The sequence below is a fragment of the Burkholderia diffusa genome (assembly GCF_001718315.1).
In the GTDB taxonomy this organism is placed as follows: Bacteria; Pseudomonadota; Gammaproteobacteria; order Burkholderiales; family Burkholderiaceae; genus Burkholderia; species Burkholderia diffusa_B.
This window is the reverse complement of the sequence record NZ_CP013364.1, coordinates 419,235-438,815: the sequence shown is the minus strand read 5'-3', so window position 1 is coordinate 438,815 and position 19,581 is coordinate 419,235. Positions and strand designations below refer to the sequence as shown.

At 62.0% G+C, this 19,581-nt stretch carries 12 protein-coding genes and 4 pseudogenes; 5 read left to right on the top strand and 11 right to left on the bottom strand.

What is annotated here, in order from left to right; translation table 11 throughout:
* Positions 1-3: 3 nt before the first annotated feature.
* Positions 4-1,143, bottom strand: coding sequence for an acyltransferase family protein (locus tag WI26_RS28725; RefSeq protein ID WP_069228353.1), 1,140 nt, complete (start codon positions 1,141-1,143; stop codon positions 4-6).
* Positions 1,144-1,424: 281 nt separating this feature from the next.
* Between WI26_RS28725 and WI26_RS28720 the strand changes: the two genes are divergently transcribed.
* Together WI26_RS28720 and blaOXA are read left to right on the top strand one after the other, a co-directional pair.
* A complete protein-coding gene (locus tag WI26_RS28720; protein WP_069228090.1) occupies positions 1,425-1,715 on the top strand; it encodes a hypothetical protein in 291 nt (96 codons plus the stop codon).
* 103 nt (positions 1,716-1,818) lie between these two features.
* Positions 1,819-2,611: pseudogene (blaOXA, locus tag WI26_RS28715) on the top strand (class D beta-lactamase).
* Between the two features lie 312 nt (positions 2,612-2,923).
* On the opposite strand, the gene WI26_RS28710 reads toward blaOXA, so the two are convergent.
* A complete protein-coding gene (locus tag WI26_RS28710; protein ID WP_069228089.1) occupies positions 2,924-3,739 on the bottom strand; it encodes an oxidoreductase in 816 nt (271 codons plus the stop codon).
* A gap of 93 nt (positions 3,740-3,832) precedes the next feature.
* Between WI26_RS28710 and WI26_RS28705 the strand changes: the two genes are divergently transcribed.
* Complete coding sequence (locus WI26_RS28705; protein ID WP_069228088.1) at positions 3,833-4,270, top strand: winged helix-turn-helix transcriptional regulator; 438 nt, start codon at positions 3,833-3,835, stop codon at positions 4,268-4,270.
* Between the two features lie 406 nt (positions 4,271-4,676).
* Here the strand turns inward: WI26_RS28705 and WI26_RS28700 are convergent, their stop codons facing one another.
* The 4 genes and pseudogenes from WI26_RS28700 to WI26_RS28685 all read right to left on the bottom strand — a co-directional run bounded on the left by WI26_RS28700 (position 4,677) and on the right by WI26_RS28685 (position 8,565).
* The gene (locus tag WI26_RS28700) at positions 4,677-5,924 is read right to left on the bottom strand and encodes a citrate/2-methylcitrate synthase (protein ID WP_069228087.1); all 1,248 of its coding nucleotides are present in this window, start codon (positions 5,922-5,924) and stop codon (positions 4,677-4,679) included.
* Positions 5,925-5,984: 60 nt separating this feature from the next.
* Complete coding sequence (locus WI26_RS28695; protein ID WP_011548570.1) at positions 5,985-6,377, bottom strand: VOC family protein; 393 nt, start codon at positions 6,375-6,377, stop codon at positions 5,985-5,987.
* Between the two features lie 47 nt (positions 6,378-6,424).
* On the bottom strand, positions 6,425-7,711 hold the full coding sequence (locus WI26_RS28690; RefSeq protein WP_069228086.1) for an MFS transporter: 1,287 nt from the start codon (positions 7,709-7,711) through the stop codon (positions 6,425-6,427).
* 94 nt (positions 7,712-7,805) lie between these two features.
* Positions 7,806-8,565 (bottom strand): annotated as a pseudogene (locus WI26_RS28685) (SDR family oxidoreductase).
* 313 nt (positions 8,566-8,878) lie between these two features.
* On the opposite strand from WI26_RS28685, the gene WI26_RS28680 reads away from it, so the two are divergent.
* Positions 8,879-9,841, top strand: coding sequence for a 2-hydroxyacid dehydrogenase (locus WI26_RS28680; protein WP_069228085.1), 963 nt, complete (start codon positions 8,879-8,881; stop codon positions 9,839-9,841).
* Positions 9,842-9,911: 70 nt separating this feature from the next.
* Here WI26_RS28680 and WI26_RS33355 read toward each other — a convergent pair.
* The 3 genes and pseudogenes from WI26_RS33355 to WI26_RS28670 all read right to left on the bottom strand — a co-directional run.
* Positions 9,912-10,016 (bottom strand): annotated as a pseudogene (locus tag WI26_RS33355) (gamma carboxymuconolactone decarboxylase); the annotation flags it as partial.
* Between the two features lie 256 nt (positions 10,017-10,272).
* Positions 10,273-11,481, bottom strand: a pseudogene (locus tag WI26_RS28675) (ISNCY family transposase); the annotation flags it as partial.
* Between the two features lie 170 nt (positions 11,482-11,651).
* Positions 11,652-13,067, bottom strand: a complete 1,416-nt coding sequence (locus WI26_RS28670; protein ID WP_155768749.1) for an ISNCY family transposase — start codon at positions 13,065-13,067, stop codon at positions 11,652-11,654.
* A gap of 555 nt (positions 13,068-13,622) precedes the next feature.
* Here WI26_RS28670 and WI26_RS28665 point away from each other — a divergent pair.
* The gene (locus tag WI26_RS28665; RefSeq protein WP_069228352.1) at positions 13,623-16,094 is read left to right on the top strand and encodes an ATP-binding protein; all 2,472 of its coding nucleotides are present in this window, start codon (positions 13,623-13,625) and stop codon (positions 16,092-16,094) included.
* A gap of 88 nt (positions 16,095-16,182) precedes the next feature.
* Here WI26_RS28665 and WI26_RS28660 read toward each other — a convergent pair whose 3' ends face one another.
* Both WI26_RS28660 and WI26_RS28655 read right to left on the bottom strand, forming a co-directional pair.
* Positions 16,183-18,564, bottom strand: a complete 2,382-nt coding sequence (locus WI26_RS28660) for an ATP-binding protein (RefSeq protein WP_081334398.1) — start codon at positions 18,562-18,564, stop codon at positions 16,183-16,185.
* Between the two features lie 183 nt (positions 18,565-18,747).
* A complete protein-coding gene (locus WI26_RS28655; protein WP_059536067.1) occupies positions 18,748-19,455 on the bottom strand; it encodes a response regulator transcription factor in 708 nt (235 codons plus the stop codon).
* Positions 19,456-19,581: the final 126 nt, after the last annotated feature.

The following is a 19,581-nucleotide window of genomic DNA, read 5'->3' as shown; positions in this document are numbered from 1 at the left end:
GCGTCAAACGCGAGCGCCGTCCGGAACTTGCGCCGAGGCGCGAAGCCACTTCCGCTTAACAAAGCGATCGAGCGGTGTCGCATAGCCTCGCGCGATCAGTGTGCTCACGGCAGCCGACAGCACCAGATAAACGCCGAGTAACAGCAGCTTCTCATTACCTTGCGTCGCCAATGGTGGATACAGCGTGCGAAGTCCGCCGAGCACAACGAGATGGAACAGATAAAGCTCGTAGCTGAGTTTGCCGCTCCAGCGTAGCGGCGCCAGCAGGCGAACGTTTCCGGCAGCACCGCTCGCGTGCGCGTTGATCAGCAGCACGGCCGTGCCGAGTGCGATGCCGGTCACGCCGAAGACGTGGCTTTGCGCGATGGGCCAGGCAAGATAGAGAACGGCCATTCCGGCGACCGTCAGCCATTGCGTTGTGCGCATCGTGACTGCGCGCCACAGAGGCCGGTCGGCCAGCAGCGCTGTACAGCAGCCGATCGCGATTCCGTCGAAGCACGCGAAGTACGCGTACAGGAAGCCGCCTTCGTCGCTAGAATGCGTCGCCCGATATAACGGGCCAATCGCGACGACGAACGCCCAGAACGCGAGCAGTCGCCCATCGCGGCGCAGCGCGATGCAAAGCAGTGGAAACGACAGGTAGAACACCTCTTCGACCGACAGCGACCACAGCACGCCGAGCGCGTAATTGACCCAGCCGTATGAGCCGATCAGCACGTTCATCCAGAAGGTCAACGACGCGAAATTGACGAGCCAGAACGACACCGGCACGCCGAGCGGCGCATGATTGCTGAACATCGGCACGCCGGCCGCCGCAAGCCCGTTGACGAGGACGAGCAACAGGAGCAGGCACGGCATGATGCGCGCGATTCGCGACACATAAAATGTTCGCGCATCGATTGCGGCGAGACAGCCCCATCGGCGCCGTGCGTTTGACGTGATCAGGTAGCCGGAGATGACGAAGAACATCGTGACGCCATAGTTGCCGTTCCTGACAACGGCATGCACGGCGTCCCAGCCGAATGCGCGTGAGACGGCCGTATCGCGCAATACGTACGCTATGTTGAAGTGATGCAGCAAAACGAGCAGGATCGACACGCCGCGCAGCGCGTCGATCAGCGGATTGCGGGGGGGCGGGCTCACGATCGCCGTCCCAGCGGCGCGTCTGCGGACGTGGGTAGCGCCTGCATGCAGGCGTCGGGCCATCGGATAGTTGCCTCAGCAGACCCAGCCGTATCGTGGGTCCGGGTGCGGCCACACAAGGATGCTCGACGCGACTGTCCACATCGTCGACAATTGAGTTTCATCTTGCAGACGATATCGCACCCATGTTGAGAATAAAAGTATTTGTCGTGGGCCTATGCATAGTTCTGTTCGCAGGCAGAGCAGCTTCGGAACAGCCACAGAGGCCACCAGGACCGGTAATGATGGTCCATTTCGATTACTACCCCAAGGACCGGGCGCGAATTCGGGTCCTCGAACAGCGACTGGAAAGTGCAATAAAACGTGCGGGTGTTGGCGAACTTGGTGAGACGGAGTTTCATATCGACGGCAATGATGGGTATTTGTATATGTACGGTCCTGATCCCGATCGACTGTATAGGGTGGCGGGACCAATCCTGAAGTCATCCAAACTGATGGCCGACGCCGAGGTGACGAAGTACTATGGCGCCCGCGCCGAAACATTCGTGATACAGCGGGATAGCGTCCGGTGACGCTTCGCCTTCATAGTGGGGCGTTGCGACGGTCGCCGACGGCCCTGACTCCAATGAGGCGAGAGATAACGCCTCTGCCCATGCCAACGAGAAAAGAGACGTGATGAAACATCGAATGCTTCTGGCCGCTGCGATTGCAAGCGTTGTCACTTCAGTCAATGCGCACACGATATGCACAGTCGTTAGCGATCCGGGCATCGGCAAAATACTGATGGAAACAGGGGCACTGTTCTATCCGCACGACTCCAGCATCGACCTCCAAGATCGCCATCAGCTTGATGGGATATGATTCAGGCTTTCTGAAAGACGCCCATACCCCGACACTTCAGTTTCAGGAAGGCTATCCAGATTGGGGCGGCGCAGCATGGAAGCAACCAACCGATCCGACTCGCTGGATCAAATATTCGGTAGTCTGGTTCTCTCAACAGGTAACGAAATCGCTAGGCATGAGCCGCTTTGCAGACTATGCGAAGAAATTCGATTTTGGTAACGCGGACGTTGCAGGCGACGGGCGCCGCCCCGACGGATTGACTCATGCATGGATCGACTCATCGCTTCAAATTAGTCCGCTGGAGCAGGTAGCCTTTCTGACCAGATTAGTGAATCGCAAGTTGCCCGCAAGCGAGCATGCCTTCGCGATGACTGAACAGATAACGGAAGTCACTCGGCTTTCGGACGGGTGGGACGTCCATGGAAAAACCGGCACCGGGTTCCCCGCCAACGCTGACGGGTCAGACGACACGACGCGCGGCTGGGGATGGTTCGTTGGATGGGCGCGGCGTGACGGCAAAACCCTTGTGTTCGCGAGAGTGATACAGGACGACGGTATGGGACCGCAGAAAACGCCAGTCGGATTGCGTGCTCGAGACGCGTTTCTGTCCGAATTTCACAATTAGATCGCGCCTCTTGCTGCCTCGAAAAGTTGAATTCGTCCGTGCGTTGAATGTCCGCTTCGCGGAGAGCCGGACGTCCCTTGTGGGTCGACAAGAGAAGTTCGCGCCGAGATCGGGCAGGCCGCTAACGGGTGCCGGCCGAACTTTCGGGTTCGGCCAGGCTCGGTCATTGGCTCACACGACTGATCGCCATTCAAAAGTCCGCTTTACCCAGCTAGCGGCCCTCGCGAAGTGACTTTGCGGTCCTTCCATGGACCACCGGCGAAGCGTTGGGCGAGGGGCCGCAGGTGCGGACGTTCCTTCGCCTTCGCCTGCTTATGCCGGCAATCGATTGAATTTACGAATGGCTTTGTCCACGAAGGACTCAGGCAGATAGCGGCGCAGAAAACGCACCTGACTGGCCTGTTTGCCTGCGGTGTATCGCCGCTTCGGCGCGATCTCTGTCGCGGCCTTGAGCACCGTGGCGGCGACGATCTCTGGAGCATCACCCGCTGCGATCATGGCTGGTAACAGCGCATGAATCCGGGCGCGATCCGAATCGTAGACGGGCAACTCGCGGTCCGGCCTGATCGTGTTGTCCTCGAACGACGTACGGGTCACGGCAGGTTCCACCAGCACGACGCGGATGCCACGCGTGCGCAACTCGTGGTCCAGCGATTCGGAGTAGCCCTCCACCGCATGCTTCGTCGACGCGTACAGGGCGCTGTAGGGCGACGGGACCAGACCCAGCACGGAACTCATGTTGATGATCCGCCCCCGCTTCTGGCGACGCATCTCCGGCAGAACCGCGTTGGTGACGCGAAGCACGCCGAACACATTGACATCGAATAGCGCCCCGGCCTGTGCGGCAGACGACTCTTCGGCGGCGCCGAACAGGCCGATGCCTGCGTTGTTGACCAGCAGGTCGATCCTTCCAACTGCTCCCACTACTTCGGTAACCATATTTCGTACGGAGTCGTCGTCGGTCACGTCGCACGCCAGCATCGTGATGCCATCGGCGCTTACGGGATATGCCTTGCGGCTGGTTCCGAATACACGGTAACCCGCCTGCCCGAGGGCCAAGGCCGTGGCCCGTCCAATGCCGGAGGACGCCCCGGTCACGATGGCCACACGCATGTCGTTCGTGCTCATCAGTCAAGTCTCCAGGTGGTACGGGGGATGTCGTCGAAAGTGTTACTATCGAATCGATACTAACCATGCTAACACAGTCACTATCGAAACAGTATGGACAAGGAAATTCCCTGCGATGAACCGTGCCCGATCGCGCGCAGTCTGGCCGTGTTCGGCGACGCGTGGAGTCTGTTGATCCTGCGGGATGCCCATGCGGGGCTTACCCGCTTTGACCAGTTCCGCAAAAGCCTCGGCATTGCTCCGACGATCCTTTCTCGGCGGCTCGCGAAGCTGACGGAGGAAGACATGCTGGAGAAGCGGCTGTATTCGGAGAACCCTCCGCGAGAGGAATATGTCCTGACTGCGGCCGGACGTGACGTTTTGCCGGCGCTCTTCATGATTGGCGCGTGGGGACGCGAGCACCGTGGTGGCGGTGACCTAGTGCGTTTCCTCGATGCCGAAGCCGGGACGGAAATCAAGCCGGTGGCCGTTGATGAGAATACGGGCGCCCGGATAGGATCACGCCCGATACGAGTCATTTCTCCAGGCTAATCGCCTTGAGGACACGCGACAGTACGAGTTGGCTTCGCTAAGCGTCTGAGATAGCAATCCGCTAGATGAATCTGAATAGGCGACGGTCGCTGCGCTTCGTAAACAGACATCGATTGATCACACAGCCGATCGGCTGAGAAGGGTCGCTCAGAGCCATTCGCGTCGCACCGGAACCGCCATTCACGGTCGCATGCCGCCCCTGCCGTCGGGATGAGCGCACCAGCAACATAGAAGGAACCTTATCGCTACGGCATGTTTGTCGGTTCAAGTTCAGTTCCGGCACAATGCGTGACCGCCAGCGACGGCGCCGAAGAGGAGTTGATCCCGGTCTTCGCAGCCACGGCCAGCGGCCATATTTATTCGCAAACGGAATTAATTCTGGATTGGTTGACGGCTGTCCGGCAGGTTATCCCACCACCTTGAACAGGCGGTTCTTGTCGATCACGCCGGCTTCTGTCTGTTTGCCGTCTTCGTCAGCGGCGGGCCGCAGATGCCGATCGTCGAGCGTCGGACCCGTATAGCGGCTGCGCGGCCGGATCACCTTGCCGACGCGCAGTTGCTCGATGCAGTGTGCGAGCAGCCCGACGCTGCGCGCGATCGAGAACAGGCCGAACGCCGCATCGCGTGGCAGCTGAAGCTGAACCGACAGCGTTGCTAGCGCGACATCGATGGTCGGCCGCTGGCCGGTGAGTTTCGTAACCTTGCTGACGAAGCGCGCGAGTTCGGCGGGCGGATCGAGTCGCGCGAGCAGCGCGGCCGCACGAGGATCTCCGTCGGGGTAAAGATGATGGCCGAAACCGGGAATGGGGATCGCGGACTTCAGGTGATGATCGACGACGCACTCGGCACCCAATCGCTGCACGTCGTCGAACACCGCACGCACGCGTCCCGACGCGTCGCCGTGCAGCGGCCCCGATAACGTCGCGAGTCCCGTCAGCAGGCAACCCGCCAGCGACGCGCCGGTCGATGCGGTGATGCGCGCGGCGAATGCAGAACTCGTGATCTCGTGATCGGCGGCTAGCACCAACGCGCGGCGCAACAGGTCTGCGCCATGGCTGTCGAGGCCCCAGCCTGCGGCAAGCCGCTGATGGGCGTGAAGCGGGCTTGCGCCGGCATCGTCGTGCGCGCCGAACGCGCGCGACACGATCGCGACGAGCTGCCCGGCCTCGATGTGCAGCGCGCTGTCGAGCCGACCGAGCGTCGAATGGCCAAACGCGGCCAGCGTCGCGAGCATCGTGAACGCACATTGCCGGTCGCGCTCGCCGGGCGGCAGCACGATCACCGGCGCGTCGAACGACACCGGCGCGGTGGCCTGCCAGAGCAGCGCAGCCGTTTCCTCGAGCGTCGCGGTATCCGCGAGTTCAATGCTGTCGCGGCCGCGATACCATGCGCGGCCTTTCGAGAACGTGGTGATGCCGCTGTAGATGCACGGCTCGGCGCCAAAGATCGTGCTGGCCGCGAGCGCCGCTCGCTTGCGGCCGACCTGTTTCTTGCGGCACAGCGCGACCACATCCTCGGTCCGATACAGGCTCTTGCGCGGATCGTCGGGATCCTGCATCACCGCAATGCTGCCGCGGCTCGCGTACGCGTAGACGGTCTGCGCCCGCACGCCGAGCCGCCGTGCCGCTTCCGTCAGGGTGATCCAGTTCTGCATGGGGAGTCGTGATGAGGATGCGGCCGGTGCGCGGCCGCTTGCGCCGACTATAGACCGGGTTCAGTTGAATGTCATCTCGGCCGGGCGCCGCTCGAGCACCTCGACTAGGATGTCGCCGGGCGCGCGCACGAAACAGCCGCGCACGCCGGCGCGGATCCGCGTGACGGGCTGGACGATCTCTGCGCCGTTGTCGACTAGATGCGCGTAAGCCGCATCCAGATCCTCGACCAGCACGCCCAAGTGGTCGATCCCTTGCATGCGCGCGCCGTCCGGCACGATCGCCGGACATGCGTCCGGCAGCGCCGTGATGAAGAGGTTGATCGCCCCGATCCGCAGGTCGACGCGGCCGGGGCGCCGCACGATTTCGGCGTTCAGGCAGCGCGCGAACCACGCGGCGGTGGCCTCGGCATCAGCCGAGCAGAGTTGCAGGTGATCCCATTTGAATTCGATCATGGTCGTGTGCGGTACGTGCAGTGGAGCGTAAAAGGGGACGAACCCGGTCAGAGCTCGATGCGCGACAGCTTGCCGAGCAGCACCGAGTACGACAGCGTGCCGAGGAGGCAGATCGCACCCATCAGGTTCAGCGCCCAGAAAAAGTTGCCGGTGTGCTGCGTCACGTAGCCAATCATCAGCGGCGTGGTCGCGGCTGCGATATTCGCGGCGAGGCTCGTGATGCTGCTGGTGAGCCCGACATAGCGTTTCGGCGCGATCTCGGACACCGCAGCCCACGACATCGAACCGATTCCCTGTGCGAAGAACGCGACGGTCAGGATCGCGATCACCAGCGCGTTCGACTGCACGAAATTGACAAGCACGATCGATGCGCCGAGGAAGGTGCCGATCACGAGGGGCGCCTTGCGCGACGACGACATTGATACGCCGCGCCGGATGCAGAGATCAGACAAATAGCCGGCGATAAGGATCCCGAGCGTCGCGCCGATGAACGGCATCGCTTGGAAGAAACCGACCTTGATCATCGACATGTGCCGTTCCTCGACAAGGTAGGTCATGAACCAGGTCGTGAAGAACACCAGCAGCGTGTTGTTGCAGAACTTGCCGAGACAGATCGCGAGGATCTGCCTGTAGCCGAGCAGGCGCAGCGCCATGCGCCAGTCGAATCGGTCGCGCGCCGTCACTACCGGCTGCCCTTCGGTGATGTACTGCAGCTCGGCCGCGTTGACGCGTGGATGGCGCGACGGATCGCGATAGAGCCGGTACCAGACGACGCTGAACAGAATGCCGAACGCGCCGGTCGTGAAGAACACGGTACGCCAGCCGAACGCGGATGAGATCCACAGCAGCAGCCCGGTGAAGAGCGGCGTGCCGATGTACTGACCCATCACGTATACGCTCGTCGCGAAGCCGCGCTCCTGGACCGGAAACCACATCGTCACGGCGCGCGCGTTCGACGGAAACGCGGGCGCTTCGAGCGCGCCCATCGCTAGCCGCGAGCCGAGCAGCATGTGGTAGCCATGCGCGAGCCCTTGCGTAAGCGTGGCCAGCGACCAGCCGACGAGCGACAGCGCATACGCGATGCGCGAGCCGAGCAGGTCGGCGAGCGCGCCAGCCGGCAGCAGCGCGATAGAGTATGCGAGGCCGAACACCGCGAACAGTTCGCCCATCTGCACGCGGGTAAGCGCGAGATCCTTCGACAACGCTGGAGCGACGATGCCGAGCGCGGAGCGATCGACGTAGTTGAGGACGGTGGCCACCAGCAGCATCGACAGCACGCCATAGCGCACCCGCGATCGCCTGGCGGCGCCTGCGTGCGCGTCGAACTCGCGCATGACCGAAACCTGTTCTTCAGCGGTTTTCAATGTCGTCTCCTGTTTTGTGATGGTTGTGCCGGTGCACCTGCCGTGTGTGCCGGTGCGCGTCCTGTCAGCCGCGTCCGACGAAGGGCATCGCGCTCGCCATGATTGTCATGTTCAGAATGTTCGCTTCGAGGGGCAGGCTCGCCATCTGCACGATCGCGTTCGCGACGTGCGTAACGTCGACGCGCGGCTCGGGCGCGATGCGGCCGTCGGCCTGCAGCACGCCGTTGTTCATCCGCTCGGTCAGCGACGTGGCGGCGTTGCCGATATCGATCTGGCCGCACGCGATGTTGAATGGCCGCCCGTCGAGCGCGATCGAACGCGTGATGCCGAGGACCGCGTGCTTCGTGGCCGTGTACGCGATCGTGTTCGGGCGCGGCTTGTGCGCGGAGATTGAACCGTTGTTGATGATGCGGCCGCCTTGCGGCGTCTGGCGCTTCATCTGGCGCCACGCGGCGCGGGCGCACAGGAACACGCCGGTCAGGTTTGGTGGCGACCACGTCGTTCCAGAACTCAAGCGAATAATCCTCGAGCGGCACGGCGCCTGCGTTGCGGCCCGCGTTATTGAACAGCACGTCGAGGCGGCCGAAGTCATGCGCAATTCGCGTGAAGCTCGCATCGACCGATGTTTCGTCGGACACGTCGGTTGGAATCGCCGCTGCGACGCCCCCGGCCATCTCGATGATCTCTTGCGTCGCGAGTAGCGGATCGATGCGCCGGCCGAGCAGCGCGACGCTGAAGCCGGCTAGCGCGAGCGCTACCGCAGCGGCCTGTCCGATGCCGGTGCCGGCACCCGTCACCGCCGCGATTTTTTTCTCTGCCTGCATTTTCACGCCCTCGTCTTCAGTCCGTTGAACATGCAAAAAGCATTGCGCGGTGACGAATTCGCAGCAATCTTGATTCTTTCAATCAACATCAACCGCCCCGTCCCGACGGGCTGGCGTCAGGGTTTTCCTGAGTTCGAGACTGCGCCGTTCGCGCGCCGGCACGGCATCGCGTATAGCAGAGGACATGATCGGAATCGGTCGATTATCCGGTCGCTCAATGCCGCGCGGACATGTTGATTGAACCAATCAATATTGACCTGCGCCGACTGCGCTTCGTAGGCTGTGTTCCGTTTTCCGACCCAAGGACGAGACCATGCCTGACAACAATCGCACCCGCCTGTTGGTTGCGCGACGCGTTCCCGCCGCAGTCGCCGCACGCGCAGAATCCGAATTCAACGCGTATGTAACGGACGCCGACATGGACGCGTCGTCCGTCGTCGAGTTCTGCAATCGCTACGAGACGCCGGCGGTGCTGATCGGCAAGAAATCGGGGCTGCAGGCCGAGCACATCGCAGCATTGCCACCGAGCGTGAAGATCATCGCGAACGCGAGCGCCGGGTACGACCACATGGACGTCGCCGCCGCACGCGCACGCGGAATCGCGGTCAGCAACGCCCCCGATGCGCTGACCGACTGCACGGCCGATTTCACGATGCTGCTGGCGCTGGCCGCGTGCCGGCGTGCATCGGAGTACGAGCGTATCGTGCGCGCGGGGTGGGGAAAGTCGTTCGGCATGACCGACATGCTCGGCACGCGCGTGAACGGCAAGACGCTCGGAATCGTCGGTTTCGGGCGGATCGGCCGCGCGGTCGCGCAGCGCGCGCGCGGTTTCGGGATGAAGATCGTCTATACCGACCGACGTCCCGCACCGCCCGAGATCGAGGCCGGCGCGCGCTATTGCGCGGATCTCGACACGCTGCTCCCGCAGTGCGACATCCTCACGCTGCACGTGCCCGGCGGCGGCACGCCGTTGATGACCCGCCGCGAATTCGGCTTACTGCGCGACGGTGCCGTGTTCGTGAATGCGGCACGCGGCAGTCTCGTCGACGAGGATGCGCTGTACGACGCGTTGACCTCGCATCGGCTGTTCGCCGCGGGGCTCGACGTTTACCGGAACGAACCCAACATCGATCCGCGCTTTGCCGCGCTCGACAATGTGTTTCTGTCGCCGCACATGGCGAGCGCGACCGTCGAGACGCGCGACCAGATGGGGTTTACCGCGCTCGACAACGTCGCGGCGGTGCTTGACGGGAAGGGGGCGCCGAACGCGCTGTGATGACGGCAGGCTTGAGCGCTCGCCCATGCCGGGGTGTCCGATGACGGAACCCCCGGCTTCAACCGCGTCGTTACTTCAACACCGCCTCCGCCACCAGCACCTCATGCGCGGCCTTGAACGCGCTGAGACGATGCGGAATACCCGAATAGGCGGTCGAATGCAGCAGGGGTCGCTTTTATTACGTCCAGGGGAGTGACGACGGACGCCCTAATGTCGAGTTGGATAGAGGTTCCGCCTTGGTCTCGCGTGATGCGCCAAACCATGCCGCCGCTCTTAGTTTTGCGAAGCATCGGATTCCATTTTTCCGTTCACCATTTGTCATAAGATGTCATGTGGTGGCTGTGTGTCAAAGCCATTCTCAAATGTCCGCCTCTCGGCTAAGTTGAAATGTCCGGGTTTCCGGGCTTGAGGCTTGTTTGTCTTGGTATAGATCACGCAGTGTCGAAGAGCGGATCCTGAACGGGCAGGGTGCTTACGCTTGCGTCACTGCCCCTCGCAGACCGACGGCCAGGTTTGCGCGCGGGCTGTTGGACCTGTCTGCGTTCGGCGAGATCCACGATCACTTTCTCGACATCGGTCTGCGTGAACTCACGCTGCTTCTTTTTGTTCGGCTGAGTGGTGTTGCGATTCGTCTTGGTCGATTCGCCTCGATGCGTTCGAGACGGTACCTTACCGATTCGGCTGTTATCGCGTTGCGCCTGAAGCGCTTGCGCGATCTCCAGCACATGACTCAGACGCTTGTGTTCGACGATGGAACCTTGATCAATTTCGGCCAGCCGGTCGTACTGCCTGCAGGGCAACACGCGACCCTCTGTTCGGAGTTCGATGCGCCCATCCGGGTACTCCCACACCTCGATCTGCCGGTCGATCAACTTTCGATTCTCCGGCGTGTCCTCCAGCAAGTACATCACCCGGTCGTACTGCACCGTGAGCGACTTCGTCACTTTTCGCGGCTCGCGCCACGTCAGCACCAAGTCAAGATTCTCATCGGCGCGCAACGGTCGATGCGCATTGAAATCGCTCTTCGGCGGCTTCGCGAAGCGTGTGTTGTAAGCGGCCATGAAGGAGGGCGCATACGCATTGGCATCGGCCACCGTGTTGATCCCGCGCAGTTGTAGCTCCTTGACCAAGCGATCCTGCAACGTCAGATGTGCTCGCTCGACTCGCCCCTTGGCCGGACTGCTGTTCGCGCAAAACGTGTCGATGTTCAGCTCGTACATCGCGCGGCCGAAGTGCGTCACCCGATTACCAGTCTTGCCTGGCGTTACGTTGCGGAACACGCTGTACTTGTCGCTATAGAACGCCCCCGGCTTGCCGTGGCAGTCGATGTACGCGCGCGTCGCCTCGAAGTAGCTGAAGGTCGATTCGGTCTGCGTGAAGTGCAGCATCATCAGCCGACTCGTCGCATCGTCAACGTACACCAGCAACGTGCAGGCCGGCGCCCGATCCTCGAACCATCGATGGTCACTGCCGTCGATCTGGATCAGTTCACCCAAGCATGCCCGACGCGCTCGCGGCTGGTAGACCTTGGGCGGGCGTTGCCGGCGCGGCACCTAGCGGCCAGCGTCGGTCATCAGCTTGCGGACCGTTTCCTTGGCCAGCCGAATGTTGTGGCTTTCGTACAGTTTCTCGTAGGCCAGCCAGCTTACGATGGGTCGAAAAGCGGACATTACAACTTAGCCGCCACAACGAATGTCATACCCAGATTCAGATGTCGCAGCGCCAGCTAAATACAAATGTCGCATGTTTCATCGACTTTCTCGTCATTCAGCGTTGAAGCGCCGAGCCTGAAGCAGCAGGGCGCTTACGCTCATCCGCGGGCCGTGGCAGACCGCCGCTCAGTTCCTGCTTTTGATGCGACCTCCAGAATCGCCGCCTCCATGTCAGCCGCCGTGAACCGGCGCGGCTTCTTGGTGCCAGGTTGCGCTTCGTTCTCCCGCACCGGCAGCCCTCGATGCGTTCGCGACGGCGCGGTTCCGATCCGCCGGCTGTCGCGCTGCGCCTGAAACGCTTGTGCCACTTGCAGCGCGTGACTTAGCCGCTTGTGGTCCACGATGGCGCCTTGATCGACCTCGGCCAGCCGGTCATAGGACTGAGCTGCCAATATCTGACCGGCTGCTCGGATTTCGATCCGACCATCCGGGTACTCCCACACCTCGACGTCGCGATGTATCCACGCTCGATTCCCCGGCGTATCGTCCAGCAGGTACAGCACCCGGTCGTATTGCACCGTCAACGCCTTCGTGACCCGGCGTGTCTCACGCCAGGTCAGCAGCAGGTCCAGATCCTCGTCGGATCGCAGCGGCCGATGCGCATCAAAGCCGCTGCGCGGCGGCTTCCCGAAGCGCGCGTTATACGTAGCGATGAAGGAGGGCGCATAAGCGTTGGCATCCGCGACTGTGCTGATGCCGCGCAATCGTAGCTCCTTGACCAATCGGTCCTGCAGCGTCAGGTGCGCACGCTCGACACGCCCCTTGGCCGAGCTACTGTTTGCGCAGAACGTGTCGATGTTCAACTCATACATCGCGCGGCCGAAGTGCGTGACGCTCTGGCCGGTCTTGCCGGCGCTCGTATTGCGGAACACGCTGTATTTGTCGCTGTAGAACGCTACCGGCTTACCATGGCGCTCCAGATATGCCCGCGTGGCCTCGAAGTAGCTGAAGGTCGATTCGGTCTGCGTGAAATGCAGCATCATCAACCGACTCGTCGCGTCGTCCACATACACCAGCAGCGTGCAGGCCGGCGCCCGTTCCTCGAACCACCGATGATCGCTGCCGTCGATCTGGATCAGTTCGCCCAGGCACGCGCGTCGGGCTCGTGGCTGATACACCTTCGGCGGCCGCTGTCGACGCGGAATCCAAAGCCCAGCGTCCATCATCAGCTTCCTGACCGTCTCCTTGGCCAGCCGAATGCCGTGGCACTCCCAGAGCTTCTCGCACGCCAGCGTCGGCCCGAAATCGGCGTAGCGCTCGCGAATAACGGTCAGGGCACGTAACGCCAGCCCGTCGTCGAGCTTGCGGTTGCCCGGCCGGCCGCGACGGCCCGAAGCTACGCCGCTGGCTCCTTGCTCTCGATATCGGATGATCAGCCGTTCCACCTGGCGCACGCTCAGGCCCAGCCGTTCAGCCGCACGCCCAGGCTTCAAGCCCGTGTCCACCACGGCCTGGATTACCTTGAGTCGATCAAGCTCTCGCATCGTCAGTGTCACCAATCCGGCTGGCTGCATGGTCGGCTCCCGGGCTTACTCAACGAGCCGTCCAGCATGCCAGCAGTCAAAAACACGACATCTGTAAATAGCCACAACACGACATTAGGATATGGCTGCTACAACGAAAACTGTCGATAATTTAGCTTATGTCAAATATTGAATATCGCCTCGCCACGAACGATACACCTGTAGTCCATCGTGGCAAATTCAATCAAATGGCCCGTACCTATCGTTGCCGGCATGCTGGCACTTGACGCGGGCCCGGTCTCGTCTGATCTTGAAACATTCCAAAAAACACCGGCCCCCATACCACGCATGTTGATATGCAACACGTACCCGACAAAAGGAAGTCAACTCTCATTGACTTGGCGAGATAACCGATAAACGACGTGTTGAGCAACATCGGCGGATGCTGCAACATACTCGCCCTATGGCGCAAAATGCCTGGACGCAGCGGATACCCTTGCAACGGAGGCGCACAATGTCGGGTTCGACCTATGTCACTGCACATGTCCAGGCAGCGACTGGCCTCACTTCAACCCGATAACATTGCGATACAGAACCTTGACCATGATGAGTTGGATCCGCCCCGCCTCCCTTGCCCTCGCGACGATGCTGTTGTTGCCGGGGCCCGGATGGGCGAACATGGCCCCGAAGTTTACGGCCGAGGAAGCGGCATGGATCTCAGCTCATCCGGTGGTGCGCACATGCGTCAGTTCCGAGTGGCGCCCGTTCGAATTTGTCGAGAACGGAAAAATCGCCGGCCTTGTGCCGGCGTATCTCGATGCTATTTCCAGAATTAGCGGATTGCGCTTCGAATTCGTCGCGGGTTCGTGCTGGAACAGTTCGGTCAATGCGCTCACGTCCGGCAAGATCGACGTGTCGCCGGACTGGCCCAAAAGCGAAATCCTCGAACGGTATCGCACCGGCGTCATCTCGACCACGCCCTATTTCGTCGGCACGATCGACGTCGTAACGACCGATCGCGAGTATCTTTTCGTCGATTTTCAGGGGCTTGCCGGCAAGCGCATCGCGATCAAGGGCGGAGGCGCCCTCGAATACGCGGTCCGTCAAAGCCAGGTGCCCGTGGCGCTGCAGACCTTCCCGAACGAGTACGAGGCGCTGAAAGCGGTTGCCGACGGCAATGCCGATGTCGCGCTCGGCACCGACGCCACGATCCTTCCGCTGTTGCATCGGCAGTTCAAGGGGAAGCTCTTCCTCTCGGGAAGCTTGTGGGACCGCCCATATGCCTTGGCTCTGGCAACGCGCAGCGACAACCGCATACTCGCTTCGATTCTCGACAAGTCCCTGATAGCCATTCCTGCATCGGCGACCGAAGCCATGCGCCATCGATGGCTCGAAACGGCGGACTACGGCGAACCAACCCTGGCATCGATCCTCTATTACCGTCAGCAGCAGGTCGTGGTCATCGGCGCCATTCTGATTGCATTCGCGCTGCTAGCGTACCTGTCGTGGCGCGCACGCGCACGTGCCGTCCGCAGCGAGCACGACAAGGCGATGTTTCTCGCGTTTATCAGCCACGAGATCCGTACGCCGATGCATACGATCCTCTCGTCGCTCGAATTGCTGCAGCGCTCCGCGCTGACCGGGCAACAGGCGAACCGCGCGGACGCGGCGATCTCCGCCTCCGAAACGCTGCTGACCCTGCTCGACGACGTGCTCGAATATTCGCGCCTCGAATCGCGCAATGTCACGCTTGCACTGAAGCCGACGGAGATCGGGCCGTGGGCGAATCAAACGGTCGAGATGGTGCGCTGGCGATCGAATGAAAAGAAGCTGAAGCTGACACTCGATCTCGCATGCTCGCCGCAACTCGAATTGCATATCGATTCGATGCGGGTACGGCAAATTGCGCTCAATCTGCTGGTCAACGCGATCAAGTTCACGGCGACCGGGACGGTCCTGCTACGCGTCGATTACCTCCCCCGGAAATCGCGCCGTTCAGGAACGCTCGTGCTCGAAGTCCGCGACACGGGCATCGGCATCCCGCCCGATCGCCAGCGACACATCTTCGAGCCCTACCAGCGCGTCGAAAACCCGGGAAACCGCGGGGCGAGCGGAAGCGGACTGGGCCTGTCCATTTGCCGCGAACTGGTCGACCTGATGAAAGGTGCGATCACCGTCAGCAGCAACCCCGGCATCGGAACCGTCTTTACCGTCATGCTGCCTGTGCGTCCGCAGACGTTATCGCGACCGCCCGCCCACGAATCACGCCCTTCCCTCGGCGCCACGCACGCACCGACGCGTGCATCGGATCACGCCACGGAAACTGTGTCGCCGGATGCGAACGGCGGCCCGATGATCCTGGTCGTTGACGATCACGAAGCTGTGCAGCACGCGATCCAGCATCAACTCGACGCGCTAGCCTGCCGGTCTACGATCGCAGGCACCGGCGAAGCGGCACTCGATCGATTCGAACGAATGCCGTTCGACATGGTGCTGCTCGACTGCAATCTGCCCGGCATCGACGGATATACGGTCGCGCAACGAATGCGCGACATCGAGTGTCACCGACGTGGCAAGCGCACACCCATCATCGCCATCTCGGCCGCGACAGACGATGCACATCGGGCGCGCTGTCTGGACAGCGGGATGGACGGCGTGCTCGGCAAGCCGCTGCGGCTCGCGGTATTGCGACAGGTGATCGAACTCTGGTGCGCGTCGTATGAGTCAGCTGCGCCCAGCGGATTGCCAGTGAAGCCCAATACGCCGCGCGCGGATTTCAGCACCGTTTTCCGGCAAAGCGTCGATGGCGATCTGGAGATGCTTGGGCGCGCACTGCAAAACCGCGATTTCGATCTGGCCCGTCACGCGGCCCATCGGATCAAGGGCGCGGCGGCGGTCGCCGGCAAAACCGCAATGTGCGATCTAGCCGGCGACCTCGAACACCGGCTCCGGGAATCGGCCGACGGCGCCGCCGTCGATGTCGACAAGCAATTTGCCGAGTTGCAGCAAATGCATCGTGCCGACGCCGTGACTCATGGCGGTGACAGCGCGAACGGTTCGGCCGACGCAACATCATGAATCGCCTTTCGTCGCAGACGGCGGCGCATCGGCGGGTCACCCCGTTGCCTGGCGCGCCACTGGCGATCGGCGACAATGTGCATGCCTCCTAGCGCGCGGTGGGATGCTCGCGCAGTCGGGACTCGATGCGTTCCGCTAATTCGGCCATGCGTGCCGCCCCGACGGTGTGCGATGCGCCCTTGATCCGCCGGGCCGCGCCCAAGGCGTCGGCGACATCGCCGGACTGCATTGCGTCGAAGAGCACCTCGAAGTCCTGCACCACCGTCCGGGCGTAGCCCACTTGCAGGTCGACCGAGTTACCGAGAAGCAATTCCGCTGGCTCGTCCGGCGCGATGTCCTGATAGGCCGGGCACCACATCGCGAGCATCTGCCGCAACGCAGCCAGCCTCAACGGCTTGCCGAGCACGCCGTCCATCCCGCTGTCAAAGCAGCGCACCTTGTGTTCGTCGCCGGACAAAGCTGAAATGGCGATGATCGGGACTCGCCCCGTCTGCCCGGTCGCCTCGTTGAGGCGGATCATTCGGGCCAACGCATAGCCGTCAATGTCGGGCAAGTTGCAATCGAGCAGCACCATGTCGAAGCGAGTGCGAGCCAATTGCTGCAATGCAGCTATCCCGTTTTGCGCCGTGACGGTACGGCAGCCGATTTCGTCGCACTGCTGGCAGATTGAATACTGCACGGCCTCGTGATCGTCGATGACCAGAATCAGCGGCTTGCTGCCGTATTCGCAGTTCCCGTCGGCATTTTCCGACGCAACGGCGATGTCCGAAGCGAACGTCGGCTGGCACGCGGCAGCCGGCTCCACCGTGGCCGAAACCGGCAGGCGCACTGTGATCGTGGTTTCCACGTTCGGCGTGCTGTCGACCGTGATCGTCCCGCCCATCAACTCGACGAGCTGGCGGCAGATTGCAAGCCCCAATCCACTGCCTTGCGCACCGTGTTGTTGTAAGCGCTCGGCCTGCCAGTACGCGTCGAACATATGTTGACGACATTCCGGCGAAATGCCGACACCGGTATCGCGAACTTCCAGCACCAGGGTGCCGTGCGGCGCTTGCGGACCGGGCAGGTAGTCGACGCGCAGCGTAACCGAACCGGCCGGCGTGAACTTGATCGCATTGACGAGCAGGTTGAGCGCGATCTGGCGGAGCCGCACCGGGTCGATCACGACCTGCATCGACGGCGGGCATGTAAACTCCAGCGCCAGTTCGATCTGCTTCTCGTCCGTACGCCAGTGCACCATGCCCACGGTATCCCGGGCCCATGCCTCGAGCGTGACCGCCTGCGGCTCAAGCCGGATCTTGCGCGAATCGAGGCGCGAGAATTCGAGCACGTCATCGAGCAAGGTGAGCAGCGTTTCCGAGGCCGAGATCGCTGCATCCGCCCGACTTGCCTGTTGCCCGGTCAGCGACGAGCATTGCAGCAACTCGAGCGACGACAGGATCGTTTGCATCGGTGTGCGGATTTCGTGGCTGATGAACGCGAGAAACGTGGCCTTTTCGCGCTCGCTTCGAACCGCCGCGGTGCGGGATTTCCAGGACAGGTAGGCAAGCATGGCAAAGGCCAGCAGCGCGAGGCCGATGGCGACCACCTGAGGTGCGCGGTAATGCAGGATCGAGCGAATCGTCGGCTTGCCGTAGTCTGCCAGTTCGACCCAGTTTCGGGTCATTGCCGCCGTTTCGCTGACGGGGATGGCGGCAAGCGACTTGTCGATGATCGACGCGAGAATCGGCATGTCGGTGCGCGTGATCATCGCCAGCGACACAGGACGATCGGCGAGCATGCCCGACATGAACAGCTGGCCGAGGTACCGGCTGCGCACGATCGGCAGCATCGTGACATCCACGCCGAGCGCGGCATCCGCTTCGCCTGCGGCGACGGCGGCGAGCGCTTGCTCCTCGCTGTCGAATGTCAGTACGTCGAGGTTCACGCCGCTATGGCGTGTGAAATATTCGACCGCTCCGTTGCCCTTGATCGCGACGCGCCTGCCCTCGAGGCGCTGCAGGCTGAAGATCATCGTGGAGTCGCTGCGTGTCACCGCCGTCAGCCGACCGACGAGATACGGCATGCTGACGAGCGCGCCGTCGCCGAAACGGTCGTGCACCAGTTCCCGCCATACGCCCGGCAGCAGATCGACGCGGCCGGATTTCAGGGCTTCGTCGGCATGCCCCCACTGCGTACCGGGTACGGTTTGAAACGACAGCCCGCTAATCCTGGAAATTGCGTCGAGATAGCCCGCGACCAGGCCTCCATGCTTGCCGTCACGCAGGTATTCGATGGGATGCCAGTTGGCTTCCACTGCGATGTGGACGACGGGATGCGCCTTGATCCATTGCAATTCTTCGTTGGTGAACGCTGGCTTCGTGCTCTCGGCCTCGGCCGACGCGGGGGGCGACGCGACGAGCATGGCCACGAGCAGTACGCGGCAAAGCAACCGCCAGACGGCGGTGTTGGTGGAGAGCCGAGTTTTCATAGAGGCCAGTGCGATTCATCAGTCGTGTAACGAGAGCAATGAATCTAATCGCCGAACGACGGATTTCGCACTTTGCGGCGCGAATTCCAGACGCCGCCTATAGGACTTGTCTTATAAGACTGAAAACTGCGGTTGAGATGGCGTGCACGCGCGCTGTCGTAGACAGCCCGGACGCTTCGGCGTTCAGCCTTCCTCGAGCATCTTGCGGGACGCGAACAGCTCGGCGTCGCTACGGATCCCGAGTTTGCGATATGCGGACTGCTTTTGCGCACTGATGGTCTTCGGACTGCGCGAGAATTTCGATGCGATATCGGAAACAGACATGCCTGCCAGGTAGCAGCGCAAAACCTCATGCTCACGCGGGCTAAGACGCAGGTTTTCGGACAGTTCGGAGTCGGATGAGCCGGCGCTCTCCTCAACGGTGGCGGGGCGCTCGAGCGCGCTCGGATCGGCGCTCGTGCTCGTCAGCATTTTCCGGGACAATTCGGCGCTGATATACGGACGGCCGCTTGCAACGACGTGGATCGCATGCGCAAGCTCCCGGAGATTCTCGCTTTTGCCGAAGAATCCGAGCGCGCCGGCGCGCATCGTCATGTTGACGGTTGCGGGCGTATCGCTGCTTGATGTCATCAGGATGTTGCAATGAGGAAAGCGTGTGGCGACCAATTTGACCAGATTGAGGCCGTCGATCTCATCCGGGCCCAACGTGTAGTCGAGCAGCGCCACGTCCACCGGATTGGCTTCGAGCCAGCGAATCAGGTCGCGCGACTTCGCGAAGCTCGCTGCCACCTCGATACCGGTTTGCCCCGTCAGGTAGCTGGCGATCCCGTGCTGGACGACGGCATGGTCGTCCAGAATCACAACCCGGATCGGTTGATGCGCTGGCCTCATTGCAACCCCTTTTTGTTACAAACCTTTCAATCCAAGGGGATAATTTTAACCCTGCCGACGTGCCTCCGCTCGACTATTCGCGGATGACGGCTGATCGGCCACTGCAGACCGCTGGCCGACGGAGAT

Bases quoted from the DNA above. Each gene is read 5' to 3' on its own strand.
- WI26_RS28670 (WP_155768749.1), bottom strand. From the start codon at position 13,067: ATGCAGCCAGCCGGATTGGTGACACTGACGATGCGAGAGCTTGATCGA.
- WI26_RS28680 (WP_069228085.1), top strand. From the start codon at position 8,879: ATGCCTGACAACAATCGCACCCGCCTGTTGGTTGCGCGACGCGTTCCC.
- WI26_RS28710 (WP_069228089.1), bottom strand. From the start codon at position 3,739: ATGAGCACGAACGACATGCGTGTGGCCATCGTGACCGGGGCGTCCTCC.
- WI26_RS28720 (WP_069228090.1), top strand. From the start codon at position 1,425: ATGATGGTCCATTTCGATTACTACCCCAAGGACCGGGCGCGAATTCGG.
- WI26_RS28660 (WP_081334398.1), bottom strand. From the start codon at position 18,564: ATGAAAACTCGGCTCTCCACCAACACCGCCGTCTGGCGGTTGCTTTGC.
- WI26_RS28665 (WP_069228352.1), top strand. From the start codon at position 13,623: ATGAGTTGGATCCGCCCCGCCTCCCTTGCCCTCGCGACGATGCTGTTG.
- WI26_RS28700 (WP_069228087.1), bottom strand. From the start codon at position 5,924: ATGCAGAACTGGATCACCCTGACGGAAGCGGCACGGCGGCTCGGCGTG.
- WI26_RS28705 (WP_069228088.1), top strand. From the start codon at position 3,833: ATGGACAAGGAAATTCCCTGCGATGAACCGTGCCCGATCGCGCGCAGT.
- WI26_RS28690 (WP_069228086.1), bottom strand. From the start codon at position 7,711: ATGCGCGAGTTCGACGCGCACGCAGGCGCCGCCAGGCGATCGCGGGTG.
- WI26_RS28655 (WP_059536067.1), bottom strand. From the start codon at position 19,455: ATGAGGCCAGCGCATCAACCGATCCGGGTTGTGATTCTGGACGACCAT.
- WI26_RS28695 (WP_011548570.1), bottom strand. From the start codon at position 6,377: ATGATCGAATTCAAATGGGATCACCTGCAACTCTGCTCGGCTGATGCC.